The organism is Streptomyces sp. DI166 (genome assembly GCF_900091315.1).
GTDB classification, from domain to species: domain Bacteria; phylum Actinomycetota; class Actinomycetes; order Streptomycetales; family Streptomycetaceae; genus Streptomyces; species Streptomyces fuscus.
In genome coordinates this window covers 35,541-58,975 of sequence record NZ_FLSP01000006.1, presented here as the reverse complement: position 1 = coordinate 58,975, position 23,435 = coordinate 35,541, and the positions used below count along the sequence as shown (strand labels likewise).

The 23,435-nt window shown below is 71.0% G+C and carries 22 protein-coding genes, 1 tRNA gene and 1 pseudogene; 11 read left to right on the top strand and 13 right to left on the bottom strand.

Annotated features, from left to right (window positions below; translation table 11 throughout):
* Nucleotides 1-4: 4 nt before the first annotated feature.
* The 10 genes and pseudogenes from GA0115233_RS04750 to GA0115233_RS04705 form a co-directional block, all read right to left on the bottom strand.
* On the bottom strand, nucleotides 5-733 hold the full coding sequence (locus tag GA0115233_RS04750; protein WP_093718799.1) for a gamma-glutamyl-gamma-aminobutyrate hydrolase family protein: 729 nt from the start codon (nucleotides 731-733) through the stop codon (nucleotides 5-7).
* The gene (locus tag GA0115233_RS04745; protein ID WP_093718798.1) at nucleotides 730-2,220 is read right to left on the bottom strand and encodes an aldehyde dehydrogenase; all 1,491 of its coding nucleotides are present in this window, start codon (nucleotides 2,218-2,220) and stop codon (nucleotides 730-732) included. The genes GA0115233_RS04750 and GA0115233_RS04745 overlap by 4 nt, the downstream gene beginning before the upstream one ends.
* Before the next feature lie 81 nt (nucleotides 2,221-2,301).
* Nucleotides 2,302-3,756 (bottom strand): APC family permease, encoded by a 1,455-nt coding sequence (locus GA0115233_RS04740; RefSeq protein ID WP_093718797.1) that lies wholly within the window; start codon nucleotides 3,754-3,756, stop codon nucleotides 2,302-2,304.
* 240 nt (nucleotides 3,757-3,996) lie between these two features.
* Nucleotides 3,997-4,611 (bottom strand): TetR/AcrR family transcriptional regulator, encoded by a 615-nt coding sequence (locus GA0115233_RS04735; protein ID WP_093718796.1) that lies wholly within the window; start codon nucleotides 4,609-4,611, stop codon nucleotides 3,997-3,999.
* Nucleotides 4,612-4,639: 28 nt separating this feature from the next.
* Nucleotides 4,640-5,486, bottom strand: a pseudogene (locus GA0115233_RS04730) (fumarylacetoacetate hydrolase family protein).
* A gap of 21 nt (nucleotides 5,487-5,507) precedes the next feature.
* Nucleotides 5,508-6,443, bottom strand: a complete 936-nt coding sequence (locus GA0115233_RS04725) for a 3,4-dihydroxyphenylacetate 2,3-dioxygenase (protein ID WP_093718795.1) — start codon at nucleotides 6,441-6,443, stop codon at nucleotides 5,508-5,510.
* The gene (locus GA0115233_RS04720) at nucleotides 6,436-7,899 is read right to left on the bottom strand and encodes an aldehyde dehydrogenase (protein WP_093718794.1); all 1,464 of its coding nucleotides are present in this window, start codon (nucleotides 7,897-7,899) and stop codon (nucleotides 6,436-6,438) included. The genes GA0115233_RS04725 and GA0115233_RS04720 overlap by 8 nt, the downstream gene beginning before the upstream one ends.
* 34 nt (nucleotides 7,900-7,933) lie before the next feature.
* Entirely contained in the window at nucleotides 7,934-8,740 is an 807-nt protein-coding gene (locus GA0115233_RS04715; protein ID WP_093718793.1) for an acetoacetate decarboxylase family protein, read from the bottom strand.
* 14 nt (nucleotides 8,741-8,754) lie between these two features.
* A complete protein-coding gene (locus GA0115233_RS04710) occupies nucleotides 8,755-9,963 on the bottom strand; it encodes an NAD(P)/FAD-dependent oxidoreductase (protein ID WP_093718792.1) in 1,209 nt (402 codons plus the stop codon).
* Nucleotides 9,964-9,966: 3 nt separating this feature from the next.
* Nucleotides 9,967-10,155: a ferredoxin gene (locus GA0115233_RS04705; RefSeq protein ID WP_093718791.1), complete on the bottom strand. Its 189-nt coding sequence runs from the start codon at nucleotides 10,153-10,155 to the stop codon at nucleotides 9,967-9,969.
* A gap of 398 nt (nucleotides 10,156-10,553) precedes the next feature.
* Here GA0115233_RS04705 and GA0115233_RS04700 point away from each other — a divergent pair, with 398 nt between their 5' ends.
* Nucleotides 10,554-11,909 carry a glutamine synthetase family protein gene (locus GA0115233_RS04700; protein WP_093718790.1) on the top strand — a complete coding sequence of 452 codons (1,356 nt, stop codon included), beginning with the start codon at nucleotides 10,554-10,556 and terminating at the stop codon, nucleotides 11,907-11,909.
* 40 nt (nucleotides 11,910-11,949) lie between these two features.
* Complete coding sequence (locus GA0115233_RS04695) at nucleotides 11,950-13,248, top strand: cytochrome P450 (protein ID WP_093718789.1); 1,299 nt, start codon at nucleotides 11,950-11,952, stop codon at nucleotides 13,246-13,248.
* Between the two features lie 98 nt (nucleotides 13,249-13,346).
* Here GA0115233_RS04695 and GA0115233_RS04690 read toward each other — a convergent pair whose 3' ends face one another.
* Nucleotides 13,347-13,988 (bottom strand): hypothetical protein, encoded by a 642-nt coding sequence (locus GA0115233_RS04690; RefSeq protein WP_093718788.1) that lies wholly within the window; start codon nucleotides 13,986-13,988, stop codon nucleotides 13,347-13,349.
* Between the two features lie 154 nt (nucleotides 13,989-14,142).
* Here GA0115233_RS04690 and GA0115233_RS04685 point away from each other — a divergent pair, with 154 nt between their 5' ends.
* From GA0115233_RS04685 to GA0115233_RS04675, 3 genes are all read left to right on the top strand, one after another.
* Nucleotides 14,143-15,783, top strand: coding sequence for a PucR family transcriptional regulator (locus GA0115233_RS04685; protein WP_093718787.1), 1,641 nt, complete (start codon nucleotides 14,143-14,145; stop codon nucleotides 15,781-15,783).
* A gap of 168 nt (nucleotides 15,784-15,951) precedes the next feature.
* Nucleotides 15,952-16,164 carry a hypothetical protein gene (locus GA0115233_RS04680; RefSeq protein WP_093718786.1) on the top strand — a complete coding sequence of 71 codons (213 nt, stop codon included), beginning with the start codon at nucleotides 15,952-15,954 and terminating at the stop codon, nucleotides 16,162-16,164.
* A gap of 33 nt (nucleotides 16,165-16,197) precedes the next feature.
* Complete coding sequence (locus GA0115233_RS04675) at nucleotides 16,198-17,217, top strand: dipeptidase (protein ID WP_093718785.1); 1,020 nt, start codon at nucleotides 16,198-16,200, stop codon at nucleotides 17,215-17,217.
* A 21-nt stretch (nucleotides 17,218-17,238) separates the two neighbouring features.
* On the opposite strand, the gene GA0115233_RS04670 is transcribed toward GA0115233_RS04675, so the two are convergent.
* Complete coding sequence (locus GA0115233_RS04670) at nucleotides 17,239-17,634, bottom strand: hypothetical protein (protein ID WP_250754888.1); 396 nt, start codon at nucleotides 17,632-17,634, stop codon at nucleotides 17,239-17,241.
* A gap of 192 nt (nucleotides 17,635-17,826) precedes the next feature.
* On the opposite strand from GA0115233_RS04670, the gene GA0115233_RS04665 reads away from it, so the two are divergent.
* From GA0115233_RS04665 to menC, 3 genes are read left to right on the top strand one after another with little or no spacing between them, the layout of a single operon-like run.
* Complete coding sequence (locus GA0115233_RS04665) at nucleotides 17,827-18,897, top strand: M20 family metallopeptidase (RefSeq protein ID WP_093718873.1); 1,071 nt, start codon at nucleotides 17,827-17,829, stop codon at nucleotides 18,895-18,897.
* Nucleotides 18,894-19,661 (top strand): GNAT family N-acetyltransferase, encoded by a 768-nt coding sequence (locus GA0115233_RS04660; RefSeq protein WP_093718784.1) that lies wholly within the window; start codon nucleotides 18,894-18,896, stop codon nucleotides 19,659-19,661. Before GA0115233_RS04665 ends, GA0115233_RS04660 begins: the two co-directional genes overlap by 4 nt.
* A 54-nt stretch (nucleotides 19,662-19,715) precedes the next feature.
* Nucleotides 19,716-20,825, top strand: coding sequence for an o-succinylbenzoate synthase (menC, locus tag GA0115233_RS04655; protein ID WP_093718783.1), 1,110 nt, complete (start codon nucleotides 19,716-19,718; stop codon nucleotides 20,823-20,825).
* 27 nt (nucleotides 20,826-20,852) lie between these two features.
* Here menC and GA0115233_RS04650 read toward each other — a convergent pair whose 3' ends face one another.
* Nucleotides 20,853-21,086 (bottom strand): hypothetical protein, encoded by a 234-nt coding sequence (locus GA0115233_RS04650; protein ID WP_093718782.1) that lies wholly within the window; start codon nucleotides 21,084-21,086, stop codon nucleotides 20,853-20,855.
* A 264-nt stretch (nucleotides 21,087-21,350) separates the two neighbouring features.
* Between GA0115233_RS04650 and GA0115233_RS04645 the strand changes: the two genes are divergently transcribed.
* The 3 genes from GA0115233_RS04645 (at nucleotide 21,351) to GA0115233_RS04635 (ending at nucleotide 23,434) form a co-directional block, all read left to right on the top strand.
* The gene (locus tag GA0115233_RS04645) at nucleotides 21,351-21,836 is read left to right on the top strand and encodes a pyridoxamine 5'-phosphate oxidase family protein (protein WP_093718781.1); all 486 of its coding nucleotides are present in this window, start codon (nucleotides 21,351-21,353) and stop codon (nucleotides 21,834-21,836) included.
* Nucleotides 21,837-21,919: 83 nt separating this feature from the next.
* A complete protein-coding gene (locus tag GA0115233_RS04640) occupies nucleotides 21,920-23,293 on the top strand; it encodes a hypothetical protein (protein WP_093718780.1) in 1,374 nt (457 codons plus the stop codon).
* Nucleotides 23,294-23,360: 67 nt separating this feature from the next.
* Nucleotides 23,361-23,434, top strand: a tRNA-Gln gene (locus GA0115233_RS04635).
* Nucleotide 23,435 lies beyond the last annotated feature (1 nt).

The window sequence follows — 23,435 nt, the reverse complement described above, 5'->3', positions numbered from 1 at the left end:
CGTCTCAGTCGGTGGTGTGCGCGGCCCGTACCAGTGCGTCGAAGACGCGCTGTTGGGCGGGGTCTTCGTGGGCGGTGTCCTCGGGGTGCCACTGCACGGCGAGGAACCAGCCCCGGCCGTCGGTGAGTTCGAGGGCTTCGATGGTGCCGTCGGCCGCTCGGGCGGTGACGGTCAGCCCCGAGCCGAGCCGGTCCACGTGCTGGTGGTGGTAGCAGGACGCTTCGGCCTTGTCGGCGCCGGTGATCCGGGTGACGGCGGAGCCGGGGGCGAGGGAGACGGGGTGGCGCAGGTGGCGGTGTTCCCGGCCGGGGCCGCCCATGTCCTGGTGCAGGGTGCCTCCCAGGGCCGTGTTCACCACTTGCAGGCCGCGGCAGATCGCCAGGGTTGGCAGACCGGTCGCGAGGGCCTGCCGGGCGAGCTCCAGGTCGAAGGCGTCCTGTTCGTCGTCCACGTCGTAGACGGTTTCGTGTGCGTCGGCCGCTCCGTAGCGGTGGGGTGCGAGGTCGCCGCCGCCGGGCAGCAGCAGACCGTCGAAGCGGGCGAGGCGGGCGGCGACCTCGGCGGGGTCGGCGGTGCCGCCGGGGGCGTGCGGGTGGACGGTGGCGGGCTCGCCTCCCGCCCGCCACACGGCTTCGATCAGGGCGCGGGCGTTGACCTCGGCGGCGTGGCGCAGGGCGGAGGTGGTGGCGGAGAAGCGGGCCGGGATCGCGATCAGGGGGCGGTGGGTGGTCACAGCTGGATCCAGGTGGTCTTCAGTTCGGTGTACTTCTCCAGGGCGTGCGCGGACTTGTCGCGGCCGTTGCCGGACTGCTTCATGCCGCCGAAGGGGACCGTCAGGTCGCCTTCCTCGTAGCAGTTGACCCAGACCGTGCCCGCCTTGAGAGCGCGGGAGACCCGGTGGGCTGTGGACAGGTCGGAGGTCCACAGTCCGGCGGCGAGGCCGTACTCGGTGGCGTTGGCCAGGGCGACGGCCTCGTCGAGGTCGTCGAAGGTGAGGACGGACAGGACGGGGCCGAAGATCTCCTCGCGGGCCAGCCGGGCGGTTGGGGTGACCTGGTCGAAGACGGTCGGTTCGAGATAGACGCCGCCGGTCTCGGTGAGGGTGCGGGTGCCGCCCGCGCGCAGGCGGGCGCCGTCGTCGACCCCGGCGCGGATGTGGTCGAGTACGCGGTCCAGGTGAGCGCTGCCGACCAGGGCGCCCATCTCGGTGGCGGGGTCGAGCGGGTCGCCGACGCGCAGGGCGCGGGCGCGGGCCACGACGGCTTCGGTGACCTGTTCGGCGATCGAGGAGTGCACGAGCAGGCGGGAGGGCGCGGTGCACATCTCGCCCTGGTTGAAGAAGATGCCCCAGGCGGCGGTTGCGGCGGCCTTCTCCAGGTCGGGGGCGTCGGGCAGGACGATGTTGGGTGACTTGCCGCCCAGTTCGAGCCAGACGCGCTTGAGGTTGGAGTCGGCGGCGTAGCGCAGGAAGTGGCGGCCGACGGCGGTGGAGCCGGTGAAGGCCAGGACGTCCACGTCGGGGTGGAGTCCGAGGGCGCGGCCGGCGACCGGGCCGTCGCCCGCGACGACGTTGAGCACGCCGGGCGGCAGTCCGGCCTCCAGGGCCAGTCGGCCGAGCAGCAGTGCGGACAGCGGTGAGTTCTCCGAGGGCTTGAGTACGACCGTGCAGCCGGCGGCGAGGGCGGGTGCGACCTTCCAACCGGCCAGCGTGAGGGGGAAGTTCCAGGGGACGACCGCGCCGACGACGCCGACGGGTTCCCGGGTGACCAGGGCCAGCGCGTCCGGGGCGGTGTGCGGGGACTCGTCGGTGACCTTGTCGGCGAGCTGCCCGTACCAGCGGAAGGTGTTGATCACGGCGCGCAGTTCGATGTCGTGGGCGTCCGTGATGGGTTTGCCCATCTCCAGGCTGACGGCGAGCGCGAGTTCGGCCCGGTGTTCCTCCAGCAGTTCGGCGATACGGATCAGGACGCGGCCGCGTTCGGCGGGGGCCAGGCGTGGCCACGGGCCATGGTCGAAGGCGCGCCGGGCGCCGGCCACGGCCGCGTCGACCTCGGCCTGCCCGGCGTCGGCGACGTCGGCCAGGACATGGCCGTCGCGCGGTGAGACAACCGTGAACGTGCTGCCGCCCCCGGCCTCTTCTTCGCCGTCGATCAGATGGGTGCGCGGCGGTGCGAACGTCTTGGCGCGGTGCAGCCACTCGTCGTGGGTGGCTGTGGTCATGCGGTCCTCCAGACCACGTCGGGAGCCTGCGCGGGCGCACCCTGTGCGGGGTGCGCCTGCGCAGGTGGGTGGACAAGTCCGTCAGGGGGTGGTGGTGCGGCGGCGCCGGACCCGCTCGTTGAGCACGCCGAGCGCCATGACGACCGGTACGGCGGCCACCAGGGCGACGGCCGTGGTCGTCGAACCGCCGATCAGCGTGGTGAAGTTGGCCAGGATCAGCCAGATCGCCCCGGCCAGGCCGATCGCGCCGAGCACGGGTGCGACCAGGGTGTTCCAGGTACGGGTGTCCTCGCGGCTGCGTCGGAAGAACACCACGACCGACACCGAGGTCAGCAGGTACATCAGCATCATCGCCAGGACGGCCAGACCGCTGAACCAGGAGAACAGGGTGAGCACCGGGTCCTCACCGGCCAGGGCGAACGGTACGACCAGGGCGGCGGCGATCACGGTCTGGGTGCAGCCCGCGATCCAGGGCGAGTGCCGGGTGTTGAGGCGGCACAGGCCGGACGGGAGCTGGCCGTCGCGGGAGAGTGAGAACAGGTAACGGTTGGCGGAGTTGTGGAACGTCAGTACACCTGCGAAGAGGGAGGTGGCGAGCAGGATCGGCAGGACGTCGTTGACCCAGCCGCCGAACTGGTCGGCGATGGGGGCGAAGACGAAGCCCGCGGAGTCACCGGCGGTCAGTGCCTCGCCCGCCGCCGCGGGTGCCTGGGCGGCGCCATAGGAGGAGATGAGCATCCAGGAGGTGAGGGCGAAGAAGGCGGTGACCACGATCACCGACAGGTAGGTGGCCCGCGGCACGGTCTTCTTCGGCTCCTTGGCCTCCTCGCCGTAGATGGCGGTGGCCTCGAAGCCGAACATGGACGCCACGGCGAACATGATGGCGACGCCGGGCGCGCCCTGGAGCGCCGCGGACGGGGAGAAGCTGTCGGCCACGCCGAGTCCGGCAGGCCCGCCGCCCTTGAAGAAGGTGACGAGGCCGAAGACCAGCAGGATGGAGAACTCGGCGAGCACGAAGACGGCCAGCACCTTGGCGCCCATCTCGATGCCCGCGGCACCGAGGGCCTGCACGACGGCCATCGTGACCAGGGCGTAGACCCACCACGCCAAATCCACGCCGGTGTGGTCGGCGACCAGCGCGCTGACGATGGAGCCGTACAGGCCGTACATCGCGGCCTGGATGACGCAGTACGCGAACAGGGCGACGCTCGCGCTGCCGGCGCCGGCCGAGCGGCCGAGGCCGGTGCCGATGTACGTGTAGAAGGCGCCGGCGTCCACGACGTGGCGTCCCATGGCGACGAAGCCCACGGAGAAGAGCAGGATCACGGCTCCGGCCACCACGTAGGCGGCCGGTGTGCCGGATCCGTTGCCGATGGCGACCGAGATCGGGGCGGCACCGGCGATGCCCGTGAGCGGGGCCTGACCGGACAGTACGAAGAAGAGGATGCCCAGAACACCCAGGGCATTGGGCTTGAGCGTTGCTGCAGTGGGGGCGTCCCGTACGGTCCGCTTCGCGGTTGCCGTCTGACTGTCCACTCGGATCACCTGCCAGAGAAGGGAAGGATCGTTTCAGGCCAAACGAGTTGCCTCATCCTGGTGGCCGAACTATCCGTTTGACAAGGGGTTGGGAACGGCGAATCCGGGCGGCGCGGCGGATCCTTACGTCGCCGTAACACGACGTACGCGTACGCGTCGGTAGCGGAGCCTTCCGGGGCCGGGCGGAGGCGCATGGCTGAGCCCCGGCCGGATGGCCGGGGCTCCTGGGTGGGACGCGGGTCAGGTGCTCGCAGGGCCCCCGGCCAGCCCCTCCAGCAGGGTCCGCAGCTCCGCGAGTGCCTCTTCGGTGACGTCCTGCTCGCCGAAGACGAGCTGGTGCAGCACCAGGCCCTCCAGGGCGGCGAAGACGAGCCGGGACAGGCCCCGGTCCACCGGTCCCGGCAGCATGCGGGCCAGCTCGCTCCTGGTCGCCTCGAAGTACTCCTCGTACAGGCTCCGCAGATGGGTCAGCAGCTCCGGCCTGCGCCGCGCCTCCAGCAGCAACTCGTACTGGAACGCCTGCAGTTCGGGCCCGGACTGCACCATCCGTGTCAGGCCCGTGGCGAAGTCGGCGGGCCTGCCGTTGCCGATGCCGAGCGTGCTGTCCTTGAGCGAGGTGCGGATGGCGTGGGTGACGGCCTCCTCGATCAGCGCGTCCCGCGAGCCGAAGTGGTGGACGACCAGCCCGTGGGTGACACCGGCCTCCTCGGCCACGGCACGGTAGGTGAGCTTGCGCAGACCGCCCTTGGCCACCACGCGCACGGCGGCCTCCAGCAGGGCGGTGCGCCCTGTCCCGTAGTTGGTCACGCGCTTGCGACCACGGCGCTCACCGGCGGGTTCGACGGATTCGGTCATGCCGACGACCCTACCGGCGGCGCTCCGGTCAGCGCCGCGGAGGCCTGACGCCACGGAACTCCCAGTCGCCGCCGAGCGCGGTGGAGACCACTTCCTCGGACTCGGTGGGCTGCGCGCCGACGTCCGTACGGATCGCGGCAGGGCCGGTGACGATGCGGTTGGTAAGGCGGCCGAGGCCCTCGACCTCGACCTCGACGACATCGCCGGGCTGGACGGGCCGGGAGTTGGCAGGGGTGCCGGACAGCAGCACGTCTCCGGGGTACAGGGTGATCGTGCGGGCGATGTCGGCGACGAGGTAGTGCATGTCCCAGGTCATCTCGTCGGTGGAGCCGTCCTGGACCACCTCGCCGTTGACGTAGGTGCGCAGCCGCTTGCCATGGAAGTCCCAGTCGGTCACCAGGCCGGGGCCGAGGGGGCACAGCGTGTCGGAGCCCTTGACGCGGAGCATCGACCCGGCGTCGGTGTCGCGGAAGTCGTGCAGGCCGTAGTCGTTGGCGATGGTGTAGCCCGCGATGTACTCCCCCGCGTCGGCCGGGGCGATGTTGCGCGCGGTCCTGCCGATGACGATGGCGATCTCGCCCTCGTAGTTCAGCCACTTGCAGCCCTCGGGGCGCACGATCGCGCCCTGGTGGGAGTTGAGGGAGGAGGTGGGCTTGTGGAAGTAGGTGGGGGTGTCGGGCAGGCCGATCTGGAACTCGTCGACCCGGCTGCGGTGGTTCAGGTGGACGGCGATGATCTTTGAGGGGACGACCGGGGGGCAGGTGGTGCGCGTCGTCGATCTTGACGCGGCGGCCGTCCCCGGCGACGAGCTCGTCACCGTCACGGACGGTCTCGACGGCGGCGCCGTCGAGGAGGATGCGGCGGTACTCGGGCATGGTGAAGCCTTTCGGGGACGCTCAGCCGCGGCTGTGCGGCGTGCGCGGGGCGGTCGGTGCGGGCAGTCCGGCGCCGGTCCAGCCGTCGGCGGGGCGGTCGAACCAGAGGTGGACCTGGCCGGTGCCGATGGAGTTCTCGTACTCGCCGTACTGGCGGGCCCTGGCGACGCAGGCCTGCTCGCCGAGCGCGCCGGCCATCATCAGGTAGTGGAAGAACTTCGCCTCGGGCCTGTACCTGGAGAACTCGTCCATGGTGTCGAGGACCTTGTCGTGACGGCCCTCCTTGAACCAGGCGATGCGCTCGTAGTCGGCCTCGCGCGCCTCGGCGGTGAAGATGTGCGCGGGGTCGCTGGCCTCGTGGTCGCGCAGTTCGCGCAGCGGCCAGAAGGTGTGCGAGAGGGCGCCGGAGGCGATGAGCAGCACGCGGCGGCCGGGGGTGGCGGCGATGCCGTCCGCCAGGGCCCGGCCGAGGCGCAGATGGTCCTCGATGTCGCCGGTCTGGCAGACGCCGATGGTCACCCACCGCTTGTCGGGCAGGCCTTCACCGAGGAACTTCCACAGGTTGATGGTCGCGTAGAAGATCGGCAGGTAGGCGTCGTCGATCGCGGTGATCCAGGTGCCGTGCCTGTCGGCGAACGAGGCGATGTTGCGGGCGAGTTCGGGGTCGCCGGGGAAGTCGTACGGCATACGGCTCATGCCGCGCGGCAGTTCCTCGGAGGTGAACAGTCCGGCCCTGCGGTCCTGTGCGGTGACGACGAACTCGACGGTGGTGGCCCAGTGGGAGTCGAGGACGACCACGGTGTCGTAGTCGTCGCGCTCGAAGACGTCCTTCCTGAGCTGCTGAAGGCCGGTGACGAGGGTGATCTCCTTGCCCCCGTTCAGCTCCAGCCGGGTCTCCTCGGGCAGCACGATGGTGGGGACGTGAGCGAGCAGGCCCGCTCCGACGATCTCACCCATGGTCCTTCCATCCCTTCGGCGCGGTGACGGTGTTCTTCAGGTCGCAGTAGAAGTCGAAGCTCCAGGTGCCGCCCTCGCGGCCGACCCCGGACTGGCGGGAGCCGCCGAAGGGGGCCTGGAGGTCGCGGACGAAGAAGCAGTTGACCCAGACGGTGCCCGCGACCAGTTGCGCGGTGACGCGTTCGGCGCGCGCGCGGTCGCCGGTGGCGACGGTGGCGGCCAGGCCGAAGCGGGTGCCGTTGGCGAGCCGGACGGCTTCCTGTTCGGTGGTGAAGGTCTGGAGGGTCAGGACGGGCCCGAAGACCTCTTCCTGGACGATCTCGCTGTCCTGCGCCACGTCGGTGAGCAGGGTCGGCGCGTAGTACTGGCCCTCGTTGCGGTGGCCGCCGATGACGGCGCGGGCGCCGGCCGCGAGGGCCCGCTGCACGAAACCGTCGATCTTCTCCAGCTGGCGGGGGTGGATGTTGGGCCCGATGTCGGTGGCCTCGTCGCGCGGGTCGCCCTGCTTGAGCTGCTGGGCCTTCTCGACGAAGCGGCGCGTGAACTCCTCCGCGATCGATTCCTCGACCAGGATGCGGGTGGCCGCGAGGCACACCTGCCCGGCGTTGTCGTACTGTTCGACCGCGAGGTCGACGGCGAGATCGAGGTCGGCGTCGGCGAAGACCAGCAGCGGGGACTTGCCGCCGAGTTCGAGGCTGAGCGGGGTGAGGTTGGCGGCGGCCGAGGCGGCGATGTGCTGGGCGGTCGGCACGGACCCGGTGAAGCTGATGCGCCGCACGTCGGGGTGCGAGGTGAGGGCGTCGCCGATCTCGGAGCCGTAGCCCTGGACCACGTTGAGGACACCGGCGGGCAGCCCGGCCTCGGTGGCGATGTCGGCGAGCAGGGACGCGGTGAGCGGGGTCCATTCGGCGGGCTTGAGGATCACCGTGTTGCCCGCGGCCAGGGCGGGGGCGATCTTCCAGGTGGCCAGCATCAGCGGGGCGTTCCACGGGGTGATCAGGACGCAGGGGCCTGCCGGGTCCCAGCTGACGTGGTTGGTGTGGCCGCGGGTGTCGAAGTCCTCGTGGCCGAGGGTGAGCAGCCAGTCGGCGAAGAAGCGGAAGTTGTGGGCGACGCGGGGCATGACGCCGCGACGGTGGGAGCGGAGCAGGGCGCCGTTGTCGGTGGTCTCGACGATGGCCAGCTCTTCGAGGCGCTTGTCGACGCCGTCGGCTATGGCGTGCAGGATGCGGGCGCGTTCGGCGCGCGGGGTGGCGGCCCAGCCGGGGAAGGCCGCCTTGGCGGCGGCGACGGCGGCTGCGGCCTCCATGGCGGTGCCCCGGGAGATCTCGCCGAGGGTGCTGCCGTCGATGGGTGAGACGTCGGTGAAAGTCTCGGTGGAGGCGACGCGTTCGCCGCCAATGAAGTGCCGGGTGTCGACGGCGACACCGGCGACGGTGATGGAGTGGGTGCTCATGTCGCGGGGGCTCCTCGCGGGGTGGGGGGCGGGTTCACTCGGCTCCGGACGTGCCGGACTCCAGCAGTCGGCCGCCGTCCCAGACCACGCCGAGCTGCCGGTAGTAGGCGGCGATCGGCTCGCGGACCTCCAGGCGGGCCAGCTCCTCGGTGGGGGCCTCGAACAGTTCCAGCTCGGCGTCACCCATCCACGGCTGTCCGCCCTCGAAGGAGGCGGCGCCGGACTCGATCAGCTCGTCGAGGGCGAGGCCCTTGCCCTTCTCGATGGACGGCAGCCAGCGGTGGTGGGCCATGGGGTGGCCGTTGACGAAGCCGTTGGTCTCGGACGGCTCGCGCAGGGTGACCACGGCCTGGGCCAGGCGCCGGTCGGCGGCGGCGAGGGTGGCGCCGAAGCGCGCGCCGGCCTCGATGCGCGGGGCGGGCCCGTACGGGTGCGGGCGGGTCTGGTGGATGGAGCCGAGCTTCTTCGGGTAGCCCTGGTGCAGTCCGCGGGCGATCGCGAAGTCCTTGTCGACCCAGATGTAGACACAGCGGGTGTAGGTCCGGCCCTTGTACTTGCAGCGGACGACGGCGAAGGCCTCCTTGTACTGGGCGCGCACCGGGTCGAGCAGTTCGTCGCCGGAGGTCGAGCAGGACTGCCAGTCGGCCCAGATCAGCGCGACGGCACCGGGGTCCTCGTCGGCGAGCTGGAGCGGCTCGGGGAGCAGTTCGCGTACGCGGGCGGGGTCGGTGCGGTACTCGACGGTGAGCAGGTCGCCGGAGTAGCGCCAGGGCGGGGAGGGGATCAGTGACGAGGCGCCGCTCGCCGTCTTGGGGGAGAAGAATCCACGAACGGTGGTCATGGTCAGCGAGGTCCTTAGGCGGTGAGGGCGGGCTGCTTTAGCAGTTCGGCGCGGTGGCGGGCGGCCGCTGCCGCCGCGGCGGTGCCGCCGAGGGCGACGACGCCGACCAGGCGGCCGTCGGTGTGGTAGCCGACCAGGACGTCCCCGTCGAGGTCTCCTTCGAGGACGCGGATGTCGTCCTTGCCGAGGGCGGGGGCGCCGAAGGACTGGAGCCGGAAGTCGTGCTGGTCGCTCCAGAAGGTGGGCAGCGGGGCGAAGGGCGCGAGGCCGGACTCGGTGCCGCCCAGGTGGGCGGCGAGGACGCGGGCGGCGTGCTTGGCGGTGTCCGTCGGGATGGACCAGTGCTCGACGCGGCGCGGTACGCCGTCGTAGCGGGCGTTGGGGAAGCGGGCGATGTCGCCGACAGCGACGACGTCGGGGCGGCAGCCGACGCGCAGGTGCTCGTCGGTGAGGACGCCGTCGGTCAGGTCGAGGCCGTTGCCGTCGAGCCATTCGGTGTTGGCGACGGAGCCGACGGACTCGACGACCACGTCCGCGGCGAGTACCGAGCCGTCCGCCAGGATCACTCCGGTGACGTGGTCCTCGCCCTCGAAGGCGGTCACGCCGGTGCCGAGGGCGAAGCGGACGCCCCGCTGCTCGTGGCGGTCGCGCAGCGCCCGGGCGAGGGGTTCGCCGAGGGGGCCGATCATGGGCAGCGGCAGCGGGTCGACCACGGTGACCTCGGCGGCGCCGAGCGCCACGGCGGTGGCGGCGACTTCGCAGCCGATGAAGCCCGCCCCGACCACGACCACGCGCACACCCGGCCTGGTCAGCGCGTCGCGCAGGCCGCGGGCGTCGTCCAGGGTGCGGACGGTGTGCCGGCCGGTGGTGGGGCCGGGGCAGCGCAGGCGCCGGGGGCGCATTCCGGTGGCGATGACGAGTCCGGCGTAGGTGAGGGCCTCGCCGTCGTCGAGTTCGACGAGGTGCCGGTCGAGGTCGGCGCGTACGGCCTTGGTGCCGAGCCGCCAGGTGACGTCGGCGACGGCCGTGCGCGGCCGGAAGGCGAGGGAGTCGAAGGTCGCCCTGCCCGCCAGCACCTCCTTGGAGAGCGGGGGCCGATTGTAGGGCATGTGCGACTCGTCGCCGATCAGGATGATCGGTCCGTCCCAGCCCGCGGCGCGCAGTTGCTCGGCGGTGCGCAGGCCGGCCATGGAGGCGCCGGCCACGACGATGGGTGCGCGCACGGCTCAGTCCTCGATCCGGATGGCCTGGAGCGGGCAGACGTCGGCGGCCTCCTCGACCTCGTCGCGCAGCGCGTCGTCGGGGTCGGCGACGTAGGCCAGTCGGCCGGCGTCGTCGAAGCTGAAGACATCGGGGGCGGCGAAGACGCACTGGCCGTGGTCCTGGCACTTGTTCATGTCGACGACGACCTTCATGGCCGGTCCTCCTGGGGCTGAGCAGGGGCGTCGGGGAGAGGGAAGAAAGGGGCCCGGTCCAGCGACCGGCCGGGCCCCGGCCAAAGGGCGCGGTGAACACCGCACCCCAACTCGTTTGGCTTCAAACAACATAGGAAGCCGCAGACCCCTGGTCAATAGCTATCCACATGGATAAATTTTCGCTTCAGCCCCCTTGCGGCGAGGCAACCGGCGTCCTTACCGTTTGGCACCAAACAGAGCGGCCTGCCGTGGTCCCGCGGTGCACGGCCGCCCTCATCCTTCGCTTTCTCCCCCTGCTTTCTCCCCCTGCTTTCTCCCCCTGCTTTCTCCCCCTGCTTTCTCCGAAGCGCCCTGAGCCCCGAGTCTGCAAGGCGCCCCCTTCCCCAGAGGAGACACCGGTGAGCGCATCCGACACCCCACCCGTCCGCCGGCACATGGAACGGCTGGCCGCCGAGGGCATCGACGTGGTCCGGGTGACCTATCCCGACCTCATCGGCACCGAGCGGGCCCGGGACGTCCTGCTGGACCATCTGCCCTCGGCCTGCGACCACGGCCTCGCCTTCTGCCGCGCCGTCTACCACACCACCCCGCAGGGCGACGTCGTCCCCGTCACCGGCGGGCTGGACGCGGGCCTGCCCGACATCTGCGTACGCCCCGACCTCGACACCCTCACTGCCCTGCCGTGGGAACCGGGCGTCGCCACCTGCCTGGGCGACGTGACCGACCCGGCCACCGGGCGGCCCGCCCCGGAATCCCCGCGCGACCTGCTGCGCGCCGTCCTCGACCGGTGCGCCGAGCACGGACTCAACCCCGTCGTCGGACCCGAACTCGAATACTTCCTGTGCGACGCCGACCCCGGCGCCCCGACCGGCTGGCGCAAGTACAGCGACATCCAGGGCGTCGTCTACACCGCGGGCCTGCGCGCCGACGACGACAACCACCTGCTGCGCACCCTGCGTCAGCTGCACGCCATGAACATCGGCGTCAGCAGCGGCAACCACGAGTTCGACGGCTCGCAGTTCGAGATCAACCTGACCCACTGCGACGCCATGACCGCCGCGGACCGCGCTTTCCGCTTCAAGTCGGCCGTGAAGGAACTCGCCCGCAAGGAAGGCCGCCTGGCCACCTTCATGGCCAAACCCTTCAACGGCGCGGGCGGCTCCGGCTTCCACCTGCACCTCTCCTGTACGGACGACCGGGGCGCCAACGCCTTCGACGACCCGTCCGCCCCCTACGGCCTGTCCACCGCCGGACGCCACGCCGTGGCCGGCATCCTCGCCCACGCCCCCGCACTGGCCGCGCTTGCCAACCCGACCGTCAACTCCTACAAGCGCTTCGGTCCCGACACCCTCGCCCCCTGGCTGGTCGACTGGGGCCTGGACAACCGCAGCGCCATGGTCCGCATACCGCCGGAGCGCGGCGCTGCCGCCCGCCTGGAACTGCGTCTCGGCGACGCCAGCGCGAATCCGTACCTGCTGGTCGCGGGCACCATCGCGGCCGCCCTGCTGGGAGTGCTGGCCGGCGAGGAGCCCCCCGCCCCGCTGGAGGGCTACGGCTACGACACCACCAAGTCACCCCTGCTGCCGATGTCCCTGCCCGCCGCGCTCGACGCCCTGGAGGCCGACACGGCGCTGACCGAGGTGCTCGGCAAGGACTTCACCTCCTCCTACCTCGCCTACAAGCGCGACGAGGTCGAGCGCTTCCAACGGCACGTCACCGACTGGGAGTTCACCGAGTACGCCTACCACCTCTGAGCACCGGCCCCCGTACGCACCGCCGAGGAGCACACACCGCATGACCACCAGCACCCCCGCCCAGTCCGTCACCGAGGCCGTGCGCGAGCCGCTGCCGCTGGCCGACGTCGACCTCGCCAACCTCGACAACTTCACCGACGGCGTCACCCCGTGGCGCATGTTCCACACCCTTCGGCACGAGGACCCCGTCCACTGGCAGGAGGAGGACGCCCCCAACTCCGGCTTCTGGGCGGTGACCCGGCACGCCGACATCGCCCGCGTCGACCGCGACGCCGAGACCTTCACCTCCTCGAAGTTCGTCAACCTCGAAGAGCTCGACGACGACCAGATCAAGAAGCGCGCCTCCATCCTGGAACTGGACGGCGTCCGGCACCGGGCCCTGCGCAGCCTGCTCCAGCGGCAGTTCGGCGCGAGCGTCATCAACAGCTACGCCGACTTCCTGCGCGGCCTCACCGCCACCACCCTCGACGCCGCCCTGGCCATGGGCACCTTCGACTTCGTCAAGGAAGTCTCCGCCGACTTCCCCATCAACGTGCTCGCCCGGCTGCTGGACGTGCCGCCGGAGGACAACCAGCAGCTCATCGACTGGGGCAACCGGATCATCGGCAACACCGACCCCGACTACGCCGATGTCCTGCTGCACAGCGAGGAGAGCGAGAAGTACCGCGACCTGCCCTTCCGCTCCCCCGCCTCACTGGAGGTCTTCGCGTACGGGCGGGAACTGGCCCGGCAGCGGCGCGGCGGCAACGGCAGCGACCTGATCTCGCGGCTGGTCAACGAGACCCCGCGCGACGGAGTCCCGCTCTCCGCGCAGGACTTCGACAACTACTTCCTGCTCCTCGTCGTCGCCGGCAACGAGACCACCCGGCACACCATCACCCACTCCATGCTGGCCCTCCTCCAGCACCCGGACCAGCTCGCCCGCCTTAAGGACGACCCGTCCCTCATCCCCACGGCGGTCGAGGAGTTCCTGCGCTGGGCCTCCCCCGTCTACCACTTCCGCCGCACCGCGACCCGTGACGTCGAACTCGGCGGCAAGAAGGTGAAGGAGGGCGACAAGGTCGTCATGTGGTTCGCCTCCGGCAACCGCGACGAGGAAGTCTTCGGCAACCCCTACGACTTCGACGTCACCCGCGAGAACAACGACCACATCACCTTCGGCAAGGGCAGCCCCCACCTGTGCCTGGGCAACCTGCTGGCCCGCACCGAGATCCGCATCATGTTCGAGGAGCTGATCCCCAGGCTGGCCGACATCCGCCTCGTGGGCGACGTACCGCGGGTGCGCTCCAACTTCGTCAACGGCATCAAGCGCCTGCCGGTGGAGGTGACGCCGGCGTGAGCTGACGGGGCGGACGCGGGAGGGGCGGTCCTCGCACCGGGGCCGCCCCACTGAACAGTTCGTGCCGCGATACGCGACTGCACGGACAGCGCCGTCGGTCAGTCGCCCAGCGCGGCCGACGGCGTCTTCCCGTCGTGCGCCTGCTGAGCCCGCTCCACGAACACTTCGGTCAGGTCCCGGACCTCGTCCTCCTCAAGGGTGCCCTTGGCCAGGCCGGCCGCGAGCGTCCACAGCACCACCGAGCCGACCCGCGCCTGGGCCACCGCTCCGGGCTCGCCCTTGAAACCGGCGCTACCGAACCTGGCGTCCCGCTCGTCACCGACCGGACCGATGTCGAACGTCCTCGCCTCCGGCCCGGCCCGGTCGCCGTAGTAGCCGTCCCAGAGCACGTCGTACGCCTTCCGGGCCGACTCCTCACTGTCGTACGTGATGATCAAGAAGGTGACGTCGGTCGGCTTCTCGTCGCGCCGGAATGTGGACGTGCCGTAGTAACGGGCTTTCTCGCAGCCGGCGTTGCCCTTCGACGGGCACGCCTGCTCACGGTGGATCTTCTCCATCTTGATGGCGAGAGGCTCCGCTTGCTCGCGCCAACCCGCCATGGCCTGCTTGTCCGGCAGCGCCTGCTGCGCCTGCTTCTTCGTCAGCGCCGTGACCTCGCCACTGTCCCCGCCTCCCCCGCACGCCGTCAGCAGCCACAGCGCCGCGATCCCCGCACACCACCGGTAGCCCTTCATGGCCATGCCACCACCCCTGGGAACGATCTTACGTGGCCCGTCTGTCCCCGGGCACGCCACCTCCGTTCGTTCCGCCCGACGAACACACCGGCACAGGCTCGTACCCTGGAACGAGGTCCGGGTCTGCCCTCGTGCCTAACCTGCGGAGATGATCAGGCACATGTCGACGTACCCCGCCGGGAGCCTCAGCCGCGTGCTGGAGGATCTCGGTTCCACCCTTCTCGACCTGGTGCACGGCGACGCGCTCGCCGCACGCGAGATCGGTGGCGTCGGCATCCATGATCCGTACGACGAGCAGCACTACCCGGCGCAGGCCATCGTGCTCGGCGTGGGCGTGCACGGCACCGAGGACATCGCCGGCCTGCTGCGCAGCCTCCAGGGCAAGAAGGCCACGGCACTGGTGGTGCGGGCCCCCGTCGAGGACGCGGACGCGCTGGAGCCGGTCGTCACCGAGACCGGCGTCGCCCTGCTGGCCCTGACCCGCGGCGCGTCCTGGGCGCAGCTGGCGGCGATGCTGCGCACGCTGCTCTCCGAAGAGGACGTCGGCGACGCCGGGGCGCACACGCTGGGCGGGGTTCCGTCCGGTGACCTGTTCGCCCTGGCGAACGCGATCGCCACCCTGCTGGACGCACCCGTCACCATCGAGGACCGGCGGTCGAGGGTGCTCGCCTTCTCGGGGAGGCAGGACGAGGCGGACTCCTCGCGCGTGGAGACCATCCTGGCCCGACAGGTTCCGGAGCGTTACCTGCGCATCCATGAGGAGGACGGCGTCTTCCGGGAGCTGTACCTCAGTGACGGTCTGGTGCACGTCCCCGCGGCGAAGACCGAGGACGCCGACGCGCTGCCCAGGGTCGCGGTCGCCGTGCGCGCCGGGGACGAGTTCCTCGGTTCGGTCTGGGCGGCGGTACGCAGACCGCTCACCCCCGAGCGGGAGGAGGCGTTCCTGGAGTCGGCCAAGCTCGTGGCGCTGCACATGCTGCGTTTCCGGGCCGGCGCCGACGCCGAGAACCGGCTGCGAGCCGGTCTCGTCACGACCGTGCTGGAGGGAGGCGCGGGGGCCGTCGAGGCGCTGGGCCGCCTGGATCTGGTCGACGAGCCCACGCTGGTCATGGCCATGGGCCTGGTGCCCGACCACGACGAGGACCGCGCCCACATCGCTGCCGAGCGCCAGCGACTGGCCGGTGCCCTGGCCGTCCATCTCACCGCCGTGCAGCCGCGCTCCGCCGTGGCCCTGCTCGGCGACACGATCTACGCCCTCCTGCCGGTGTCGGGCGACACCGCGCACGCGCGGGAACGCGCCGCCCACGTGGCGTCGAACTTCCTCCAGCGCACCGGCGAGCGCATCGGCGCCGTCATCGGGATCGGCTCGGTGGCCCAGGAACCGGCGGCCCTCCCGCGCTCACGCACCAACGCCGACCGCGCGCTGCGCGTGCTGCTCAGCGGCCGGTCCTCCCAGCGTGTCGCCCCGATCTCCGAGGTGTACGTCGACGCCCTCATGCTGGAGATGCGGGATCTGGCCATCGCCAACCGCGACGAACTCTCCGGCCCGCTCGCCCTGCTCGCCGCCTACGACGCCCAGCACAACGCGCACCTCGTGGAGACACTGAGGGCCTGGCTGGACGCCTTCGGCGACGTGATCGCGGCCTCGGCCAGTGTGTACGTCCACCCCAACACCTTTCGGTACCGGCTGCGCAGGGTCGCCGAGGTGGGGCGGATCGACCTTCAGGACCCGTCCGCCCGGTTCGCCGCGATGGTGCAGCTACGGCTGATCACCATCGCCGACAGGTCCAGCGCCGAGTGAGCCGAGTGCGTAGACCCCCCGCCGAAGGCTCCCGCCGTTGCCCTGGACCCCCACTGCCGGTCGAGGCGACCCTCTGGCCCGCGTACCGTACCGCTGCCAGAATGAGCACCCGCTTGAGCAGTGAACGCCTGTGCCGGGGTTGGCCGTTGGGCCGGGAGTGGGAGGCGTATGGGCGTCGGGACGTCGTTGCCGAGGGAGGGCGCCTTCGTACTGATCGTGCTGATGATCGTCGCCCTGCTCACCGACCTGCCCGGAGTGCTGGAGGCGGTGTTCACCCCCTGGATGGCCATGGGAGTGGACCTTCCCCTCGTGTTCGTCGTCGCCACGCTGTTGACCTACCGGCGGCGGCGCAGACTCAGTGAGTATCAGGGCGCCGGCTGAGAAGTGTCCCGCCCGAGAAGAAAGGCTCCCGCCGTGCCCCTGGACCTGCACCGCCGTGCTGTCGTCGCCGACGCCCACAACGACCTGCTGATGGCCGTCGCCGCGCGCCCGCCGCGGCGCTGGGGCGGGTTCTTCCGGGACCGCTGGCTGCCCCAGCTGCGCGAGGGCGGTATCGACATCCAGGTGCTGCCGGTGTTCATCGACGACCAGTACCGTCCCGAAGGCGCGCTGCGGCAGACCCTGCGCATGATCGAGTGCGCGCATGAGCTCGCCGAGGCCAACCCCGACCAGGTCGCCCTGTGCCTGAACGGCGCCGACATCGACACCGCACTCACCGAGGGCCGTATCGCCCTCGTGCTGGCGCTGGAGAGCGCACCGGGCATCGACGCCTCCGTGGAACTGTTCTCCACCGTCTTCCGGCTCGGTGTGCGTATCGCGTCCATAGCCCACTGGGGCCGCACCCCGCTCGCCGACGGCAGCCGGGAGGACGCCACCGGCAGCCGACTGACCGCACCCGGGGTGGAGGCGCTGCGCGAGATGGAGCGCCTGGGCATGCTCTTCGACATCTCCCACCTCGGCGCCGCCGGTGTCGCACATGTCCTGGAACTCGCGACCCGCCCCCTGATCGCCACCCACTCCTGTGCCCGCGCCCTGCGCGACCACCACCGCAACCTCACCGACGACCAGATCCGCGGGGTGGCCGCCACCGGTGGCGTGGTCTGCGTGAACTTCGTGCCCGACTTCCTCACCGACACCGCCGACCGGGAGAAGGTGAGCGTCGACCTGGTCGTCGACCACATCGAGCACATCGTCTCCGTGGCCGGGATCGACCACGTCGGCCTGGGGTCGGACTTCGTTCGCGAGGTCCTGCACGACGTCACCCCGCCCTGCTGCGAGGACCCCGACTTCCTGTTCGACTTCCCCGGTCTGGAGGGCCCGGCCGGGATGCCGCTGGTCACCGAGGCACTGGTCCGCCGGGGCCTGCCCGAGGAGGACATCCTGAAGATCCTCGGCGGGAACACGCGGCGCCTGATGGGCACGGCCATGGGGTAGGCGCCTGTTTCGAGGCGAGGGTTATGCACGCTCCAACGCCTTGATCAGCTCGTCCAGGTCCTCCGGCATGACCGCGACCAGGACCTCCCCCTCGGACGACTCGCATTCCACGATCCGGGACCTCGGGTTCAGGCCCATCGCCTCGCGCATCGTGGGCGAGCGCAGCCCTGTCTGCCGCAGACCGGCAGGCAGGGCGGCCTCCCGCTTACCCCAGGAAGGCTGCCAGACCAGCGGACCCGCCTCTCCGATCAGCAGGCGTCCCGGCCTCCAGCGCGCTCCCTGAGCGGACCACCGCAGCATGCAGGGCAGCCCGGCCGGTTCCCCGGCGGCTGTCGCGGTGGACCTCTGCTGCCGCTTCCGGCGCACCAGCCATCCGACGAGGCCGGCGGCGGCCACACACATCGCGAGTTCGATCACTCCCGCATTCAAGCAGGAGGACATGGCTTGCGGACGGTTGGGAGCACGGTACGAATGGGGGCGCCGATGTTGTCACCGTTCGACCAACTCGGCCGGGGTCCGCATACCTAGCGTGGCGGTCATCCCACCCAGGAGGAACCTTCCGTGACCGAAGCACTCTCCGCTCCCGCGGACCCGGCCACTGTCGACGCCATGCTCGCCGACCTCGAAGAACTGGTGACCTGCGAGTCCTTCTCCGCCGACTACGCGGCCGTCGCCCGCAGCGCCCAGGTGGTCGCGGAGCAGGGCAGCCGTCTGCTCGGCGCCCGGCCCCGGCTGCTGGACATCGGGGGCGTCACCCACGTCCAGTGGACCTTCGGCACGCCGCGCGTCCTGCTGCTCGGCCACCACGACACCGTCTGGCCGATCGGCTCCCTCACCACGCATCCCTGGTCGGTCGAGGGCGGTGTCGCCCGCGGCCCCGGGGTCTTCGACATGAAGGCGGGCCTGGTGCAGATGTTCCACGCCCTCGCCTCGCTCCCCTCCCTCGACGGCCTGTGCGTCCTGGTCACCGGTGACGAGGAGACCGGCTCGGACACCTCCCGCGCGCTCATCGAGGACATCGCCCGCACCTGTTCGGCCACCCTCGTCCTGGAGCCCTCGGCACCAGGCGGCGCCCTCAAGACCAGCCGCAAGGGCGTGTCCCTGTACGACATCACCGTGCACGGCCGTGCCGCCCACGCGGGCCTGGAACCGGAGAGGGGCGTCAACGCGGCCACCGAACTCGCCCACCAGATACTGGCGTTGCAGACCATGGCCACCTCCGTCGGCATGGGCACCACCGTCACCCCGACACTGGTGTCGGCCGGGACGGCCACGAACACCGTCCCCTCACGCGCCGAGTTGAACGTGGACGTCCGCGTGACCACACCGGCCGCGCAGGAGGCGGTCGACCAGCGCATCAGGACGCTGCAGCCCCAACTCCCGGGCGCCACGCTCCACATCGACGGCGGCCCCAACCGTCCGCCGCTCGCCCCCGACGCCTCCCGGCAACTGTTCGCCCTCGCCTCGGAGCAGGCCGAACGGCTCGGCCTCGGCCCACTGCGGCAGACGGCCGTCGGCGGCGCCTCCGACGGCAACTACACCGCCGGGGTCGGCTGCCCCACCCTCGACGGCCTCGGCGCGGTCGGCGACGGCGCGCACGCGGACCACGAACACGTCATCACCGCCGAAATGCCCGCCCGCGCCCGCCTCCTGGCCCACCTCCTCGGAGCACTGCGATGACCGCGCCCCGCGTCCGCGAACTGCACACCATGGAGGACTTCGACACCGCCGCCGTCCTCTACGCCGGGATATGGGGCACCGAACCGACAAACCCGCCCGTCTCCGCCGAGCTGATGCGAGCCCTCGCCCACGCCGGCAACTACGTCGCCGGGGCCTACGACGACGGCCGCCTCGTAGGGGCCTCCGTCGCCTTCCTCGGCGAACCCGTCGGAGTGAGCCTGCACTCCCACATCACCGGCGCCGTCCCGGGGCGCGGCGCAGGCCTCGCCCTCAAGCTGCACCAGCGGCAGTGGGCCCTCGACCGCGGGCTGAAGCGCATCACCTGGACCTACGACCCCCTCATCCGCCGCAACGCCTACTTCAACCTGGTCAAGCTCGGCGCGCGCCCCGAGGAGTACCTGGTGTCCTTCTACGGCGCCATGGACGACGCGATCAACGGCGGCGACGACTCCGACCGCGTCCTGGCCGCCTGGGACCTCACCGTGCCGGCACCGCCCGAGCTGTTCGAGCTGCCCGCCGACGCCGTCCACGTCCTGCGGGACCATGAAGGCCGCCCGGTGACGGGGACGACCGACGCCGGGACCGTGCTCATCGACCTCCCCGACGACATCGAGGCCCTGCGCCGCACCGACCCGAGCGCCGCCCGCGCCTGGCGGCTGGCCCTGCGGCAGACCCTGGGCGGCCTGCTGACCGAGGGCGCCCGCGTCGTCGGACTCCACGAGCGCCGCCGCTACGTCGTCCGGCGCCCCGCGACCCACTCCTGACTGACACCCGGCGAACCCGACACCCCGCGAACCGACACCCGCGAAGGAACCCTCGTGAAGACCAAGATCTCCGGCGTCGAACTGCGCCGTATCGCGATGCCGCTCGTCGCCCCGTTCCGCACCTCCTTCGGCGTGGAGACCAGCCGCGACGTCCTGCTGGTCCGTGTCGTCACCGCCGACGGGGAGGGCTGGGCCGAGTGCGCGGCCATGTCCGAGCCCCGCTACTGCTCCGAGTACGTCGACGGCGCACAGGACGTCCTGCGCAGGTTCCTCATCCCCGCGCTGCCGAAGGACGGCGTGGACGCGAACGCGGTGGGGCGGGTCCTGGAGCCCTTCACCGGCCACCACATGGCGAAGTCGGCGCTGGAGACGGCGGTACTCGATGCCCAACTGCGCAGTGCCGGTGAGTCCTTCGGCGCCTACCTCGGCGCCGCCCGCGACCGTGTCCCGTGCGGTGTGTCGGTGGGCATCATGGACTCGATCCCCCAACTCCTGGACGCGGTGGAGGGGTACATCACCGAGGGCTACGTCCGGATCAAGCTGAAGATCGAGCCCGGCTGGGACGTGGAGCCGGTACGCGCCGTACGCGAGCGCTTCGGTGACGACCTGCTGCTCCAGGTCGACGCCAACGCCGCGTACACCCTGGTGGACGCCCAACAGCTCGCCAAGCTCGACGACTTCGGCCTCCTGCTGATCGAACAGCCGCTGGCCAACGACGACATGGTCCAGCACGCCCAGCTCGCCAAGCTGCTACGCACCCCGATCTGCCTGGACGAGTCCATCGAGTCCGCCGCCCATGCCGCCGCGGCCATCTCGCTGGGCGCCTGCTCCGTCATCAACATCAAGCCCGCCCGGGTCGGCGGCTACCTCGAAGCCCGCCGCATCCACGACCTCGCCCGCGCCCACGGCATCCCGGTGTGGTGCGGCGGCATGCTGGAGACCGGCATCGGCCGCGCCGCCAACGTCGCCCTCGCCGCCCTGCCCGGCTTCACCCTCCCCGGCGACACCTCCGGCTCCCGCCGCTACTTCGCCACCGACATCACCGAGCCGTTCGTCCTGGCCGACGGCCACCTCGACGTTCCCACGGGCCCCGGTCTCGGCACCGAGCCGCTGCCGGACGTACTGGACGAGGTCACCACGTCCAGCGAGTGGATCCCGCTGTAGGCGTCGGCAGCCGGGCCGGGAGAACGATCACGCGGGAGGGTGGAGCAGCCCCGCCTGCCGCTTGGCGAAGTTCTCCTCGGCCTCGGCGTTGAGCCTGTCCCGCTCGGCGACCGGGGTGGCATTGATCACGCGCAGCGCGTCGTGACACACCTTGCCCATGACGTCGTGCGTCACGCCGTGCTCGCGCATCGCCTCGACGAGCGCGTCCCAGGTGATCGGATCGAGCTCGCACGTTTCCTCGCCGGGCAGGGCCCCGCTCATTCGTTTCTCCTCTTCAACCGCAGGTCAACGGCCTGGCACTGCCGCGAGGCCGCATTGACGACATATCGATGATCCATTGATGACGCACTTAAAGATGCATACGGCACGCAGAAGGTTCATTCTGGCGCACACCCCCTCGGCTCACCCCTTCGACGCGGGGCCCGTCCCCCACCGGCGCGGCCGGAATGTCGAGAACGGGACGACGGCTCCGTCCCAGGGGCGTGAGCGGCCCCGAGGGCCGTGTGACGCGGGAGGACGAACATCATGGACCGGGAGCAGATCGAGCAGGAGCTGGCCGATGCCCGTGAGCTGCTGGAGCAGGCGTCGATGGCGCGGCTGGCGTACATCGGCCCCGACGGGTTGCCTCGGGTCGTGCCGATCGGCATCTTCTGGACCGGCGAGGAGATCGTCATGTCCACCGCGGCCACGGCGCCCAAGGTGAAGGCGCTGACCGCCCGGCCCGAGGTCGCGCTGACCATCGAGGCCGGCGACGGCCCGGGCTCGGCCAGGGCGCTGTCCGTGCGCGGGGTGGTGCACCTGACCGTCGTCGACGGGGTCGTGCCGGAGTACCTCGCGGCCGCGCGCAAGAACTTCGACGCCGAGTACGCGGCCGAGTTCGAGCGGAACTGCCGGGCCCTGTACGACCGTATGGCGCGTCTCGCGGTGGAGCCTCGGTGGGCGCGGTTCTACGACTTCGGGGCCGGGCGGGTACCGCGGTTCCTGGCTGACCTGGCCAGCAAGTCGGGCTGAGTCTCCCGCCGGTTCCGGCCCTCCAGAGCGGGCGGGCGAATATCCGGTGGAGCACTCGCCGAGCTGATGACAAGGTGACGCTCATGCTGTCGCCCTCGGCCGAACAACTGCTCCGTGACCTGCACGCCTCACTCAGTCAGCGCAAGCGCCCTGAGGATGTCGCCCGCCTCATCCAGGACTTGTACGCCGCACAGGGCACCGACCTCGATCCCGCCACCGAGGAAGCGCTCGCCAAGGCCGCCGAGCACTCGTTGCGCAACCTCTGGCACGGCTACACCTCCATGCTGGAGGACTTCGCCCGTCCCGTCGGCGCCCAGCGTCAACTCGCCCGGGCGAAGAGCCTGTTCACGAGCCTGCCGGAACTCCCCGCCGACGCCGGCGACGACCCCGCCCGCATAGAAGCGGTCATCCGGCGTGCGGGCGAGGAGATCCGCCGGTCGTACGGGCAGAACGACTTCGGCCTGGACCGCCTCAACCGCGCCGAGCGCACGGCGGCGGGCATCGGCGAGATGTCCAAGCGCCAGTACAACAAGCGTTTCCGGCTGCTCCGCCGGATGGAGGCCAAGCTGGCGCGGGTCATTCACGAACAGCACCGCCGCGAAGTCACCATGACCGGCAAGGGCGCCCTGGCACACGCCCTGTCGTACGAGCTGTTCGCCACCGACACCGACTCGGCAGCGTTCATCGCCTACATCACCGCCCGCGGTTACATGCGCAGCGTCTTCACCAACGGCAGCCAGCGTCAGGTGTACGACGAGGTCGCCGAGGCCTTGCTCCAGCGGTTGCGGGACGCCCCCGGGCGGGCCTGCTGGTACGCGGTCGCGCATGTGTACCCGAAGGCCGAAGTGCTGGCCCATGTCTCCGACGAGGACCTCGCGCGGCTGCTGGTGCGCTGGAACGGTGTCCTGCGTCAGGTCGCCGAGCTGCTGGAAGACGCCTGGAACCGGCACCCGTTGGAACGCGACACGATGATCGTGCGCCGCGGTGACGACTCGTCGACGTGGAATCAGGCCGCGCAGGCGTGGAACACGGCTCGGGCCCATTGGTTCGCGCTGATAGAGGAGTTGGGGCAGCACGAGATCCTGGACCGCTTCTGTCCCGGCAAGGTTCCGCGTCTCATGGCCTCCGATGTCGCGTACTGGCACCGCATGAGCGGGGGCGGGCTGCACCCCGACACCTACGTGTGGGCGGAGCTTCCGCTGCCCTGGGAAGTGCTCCGCGGTGAGAAGGAGTGTCCGCGCTCGCTCGTGGAATCGGTCTGTGCCCGGCACCGGGTCGACCCGGTGGCCGGAGCCTGGACCACCGCCAGGCCGACCGCCAAGGCCGTCTCCTTCCGACGGACACCCGAACTGGTGCACGGCGTCTCCGTGGCAGACCCCCTCATGGCGAGCGCGCTTCGGTCGGCCGGGGTCTTCTCGGGCAAGAACAAGCGTGCCGCCGCGCAGGAGTGGCTGTGACGGGCCAGGCACTCGCGCCGTAATTGAGTTGCCCCTCCGCCTCACCCTGGGCGATGATCACATCGGCGACGAGGAAGCTCTGCGGAGGAGCGCCCGGCTCTGATCTCCGGGTGGACGTAGGTTCGAATCCTACCCTCGTCGC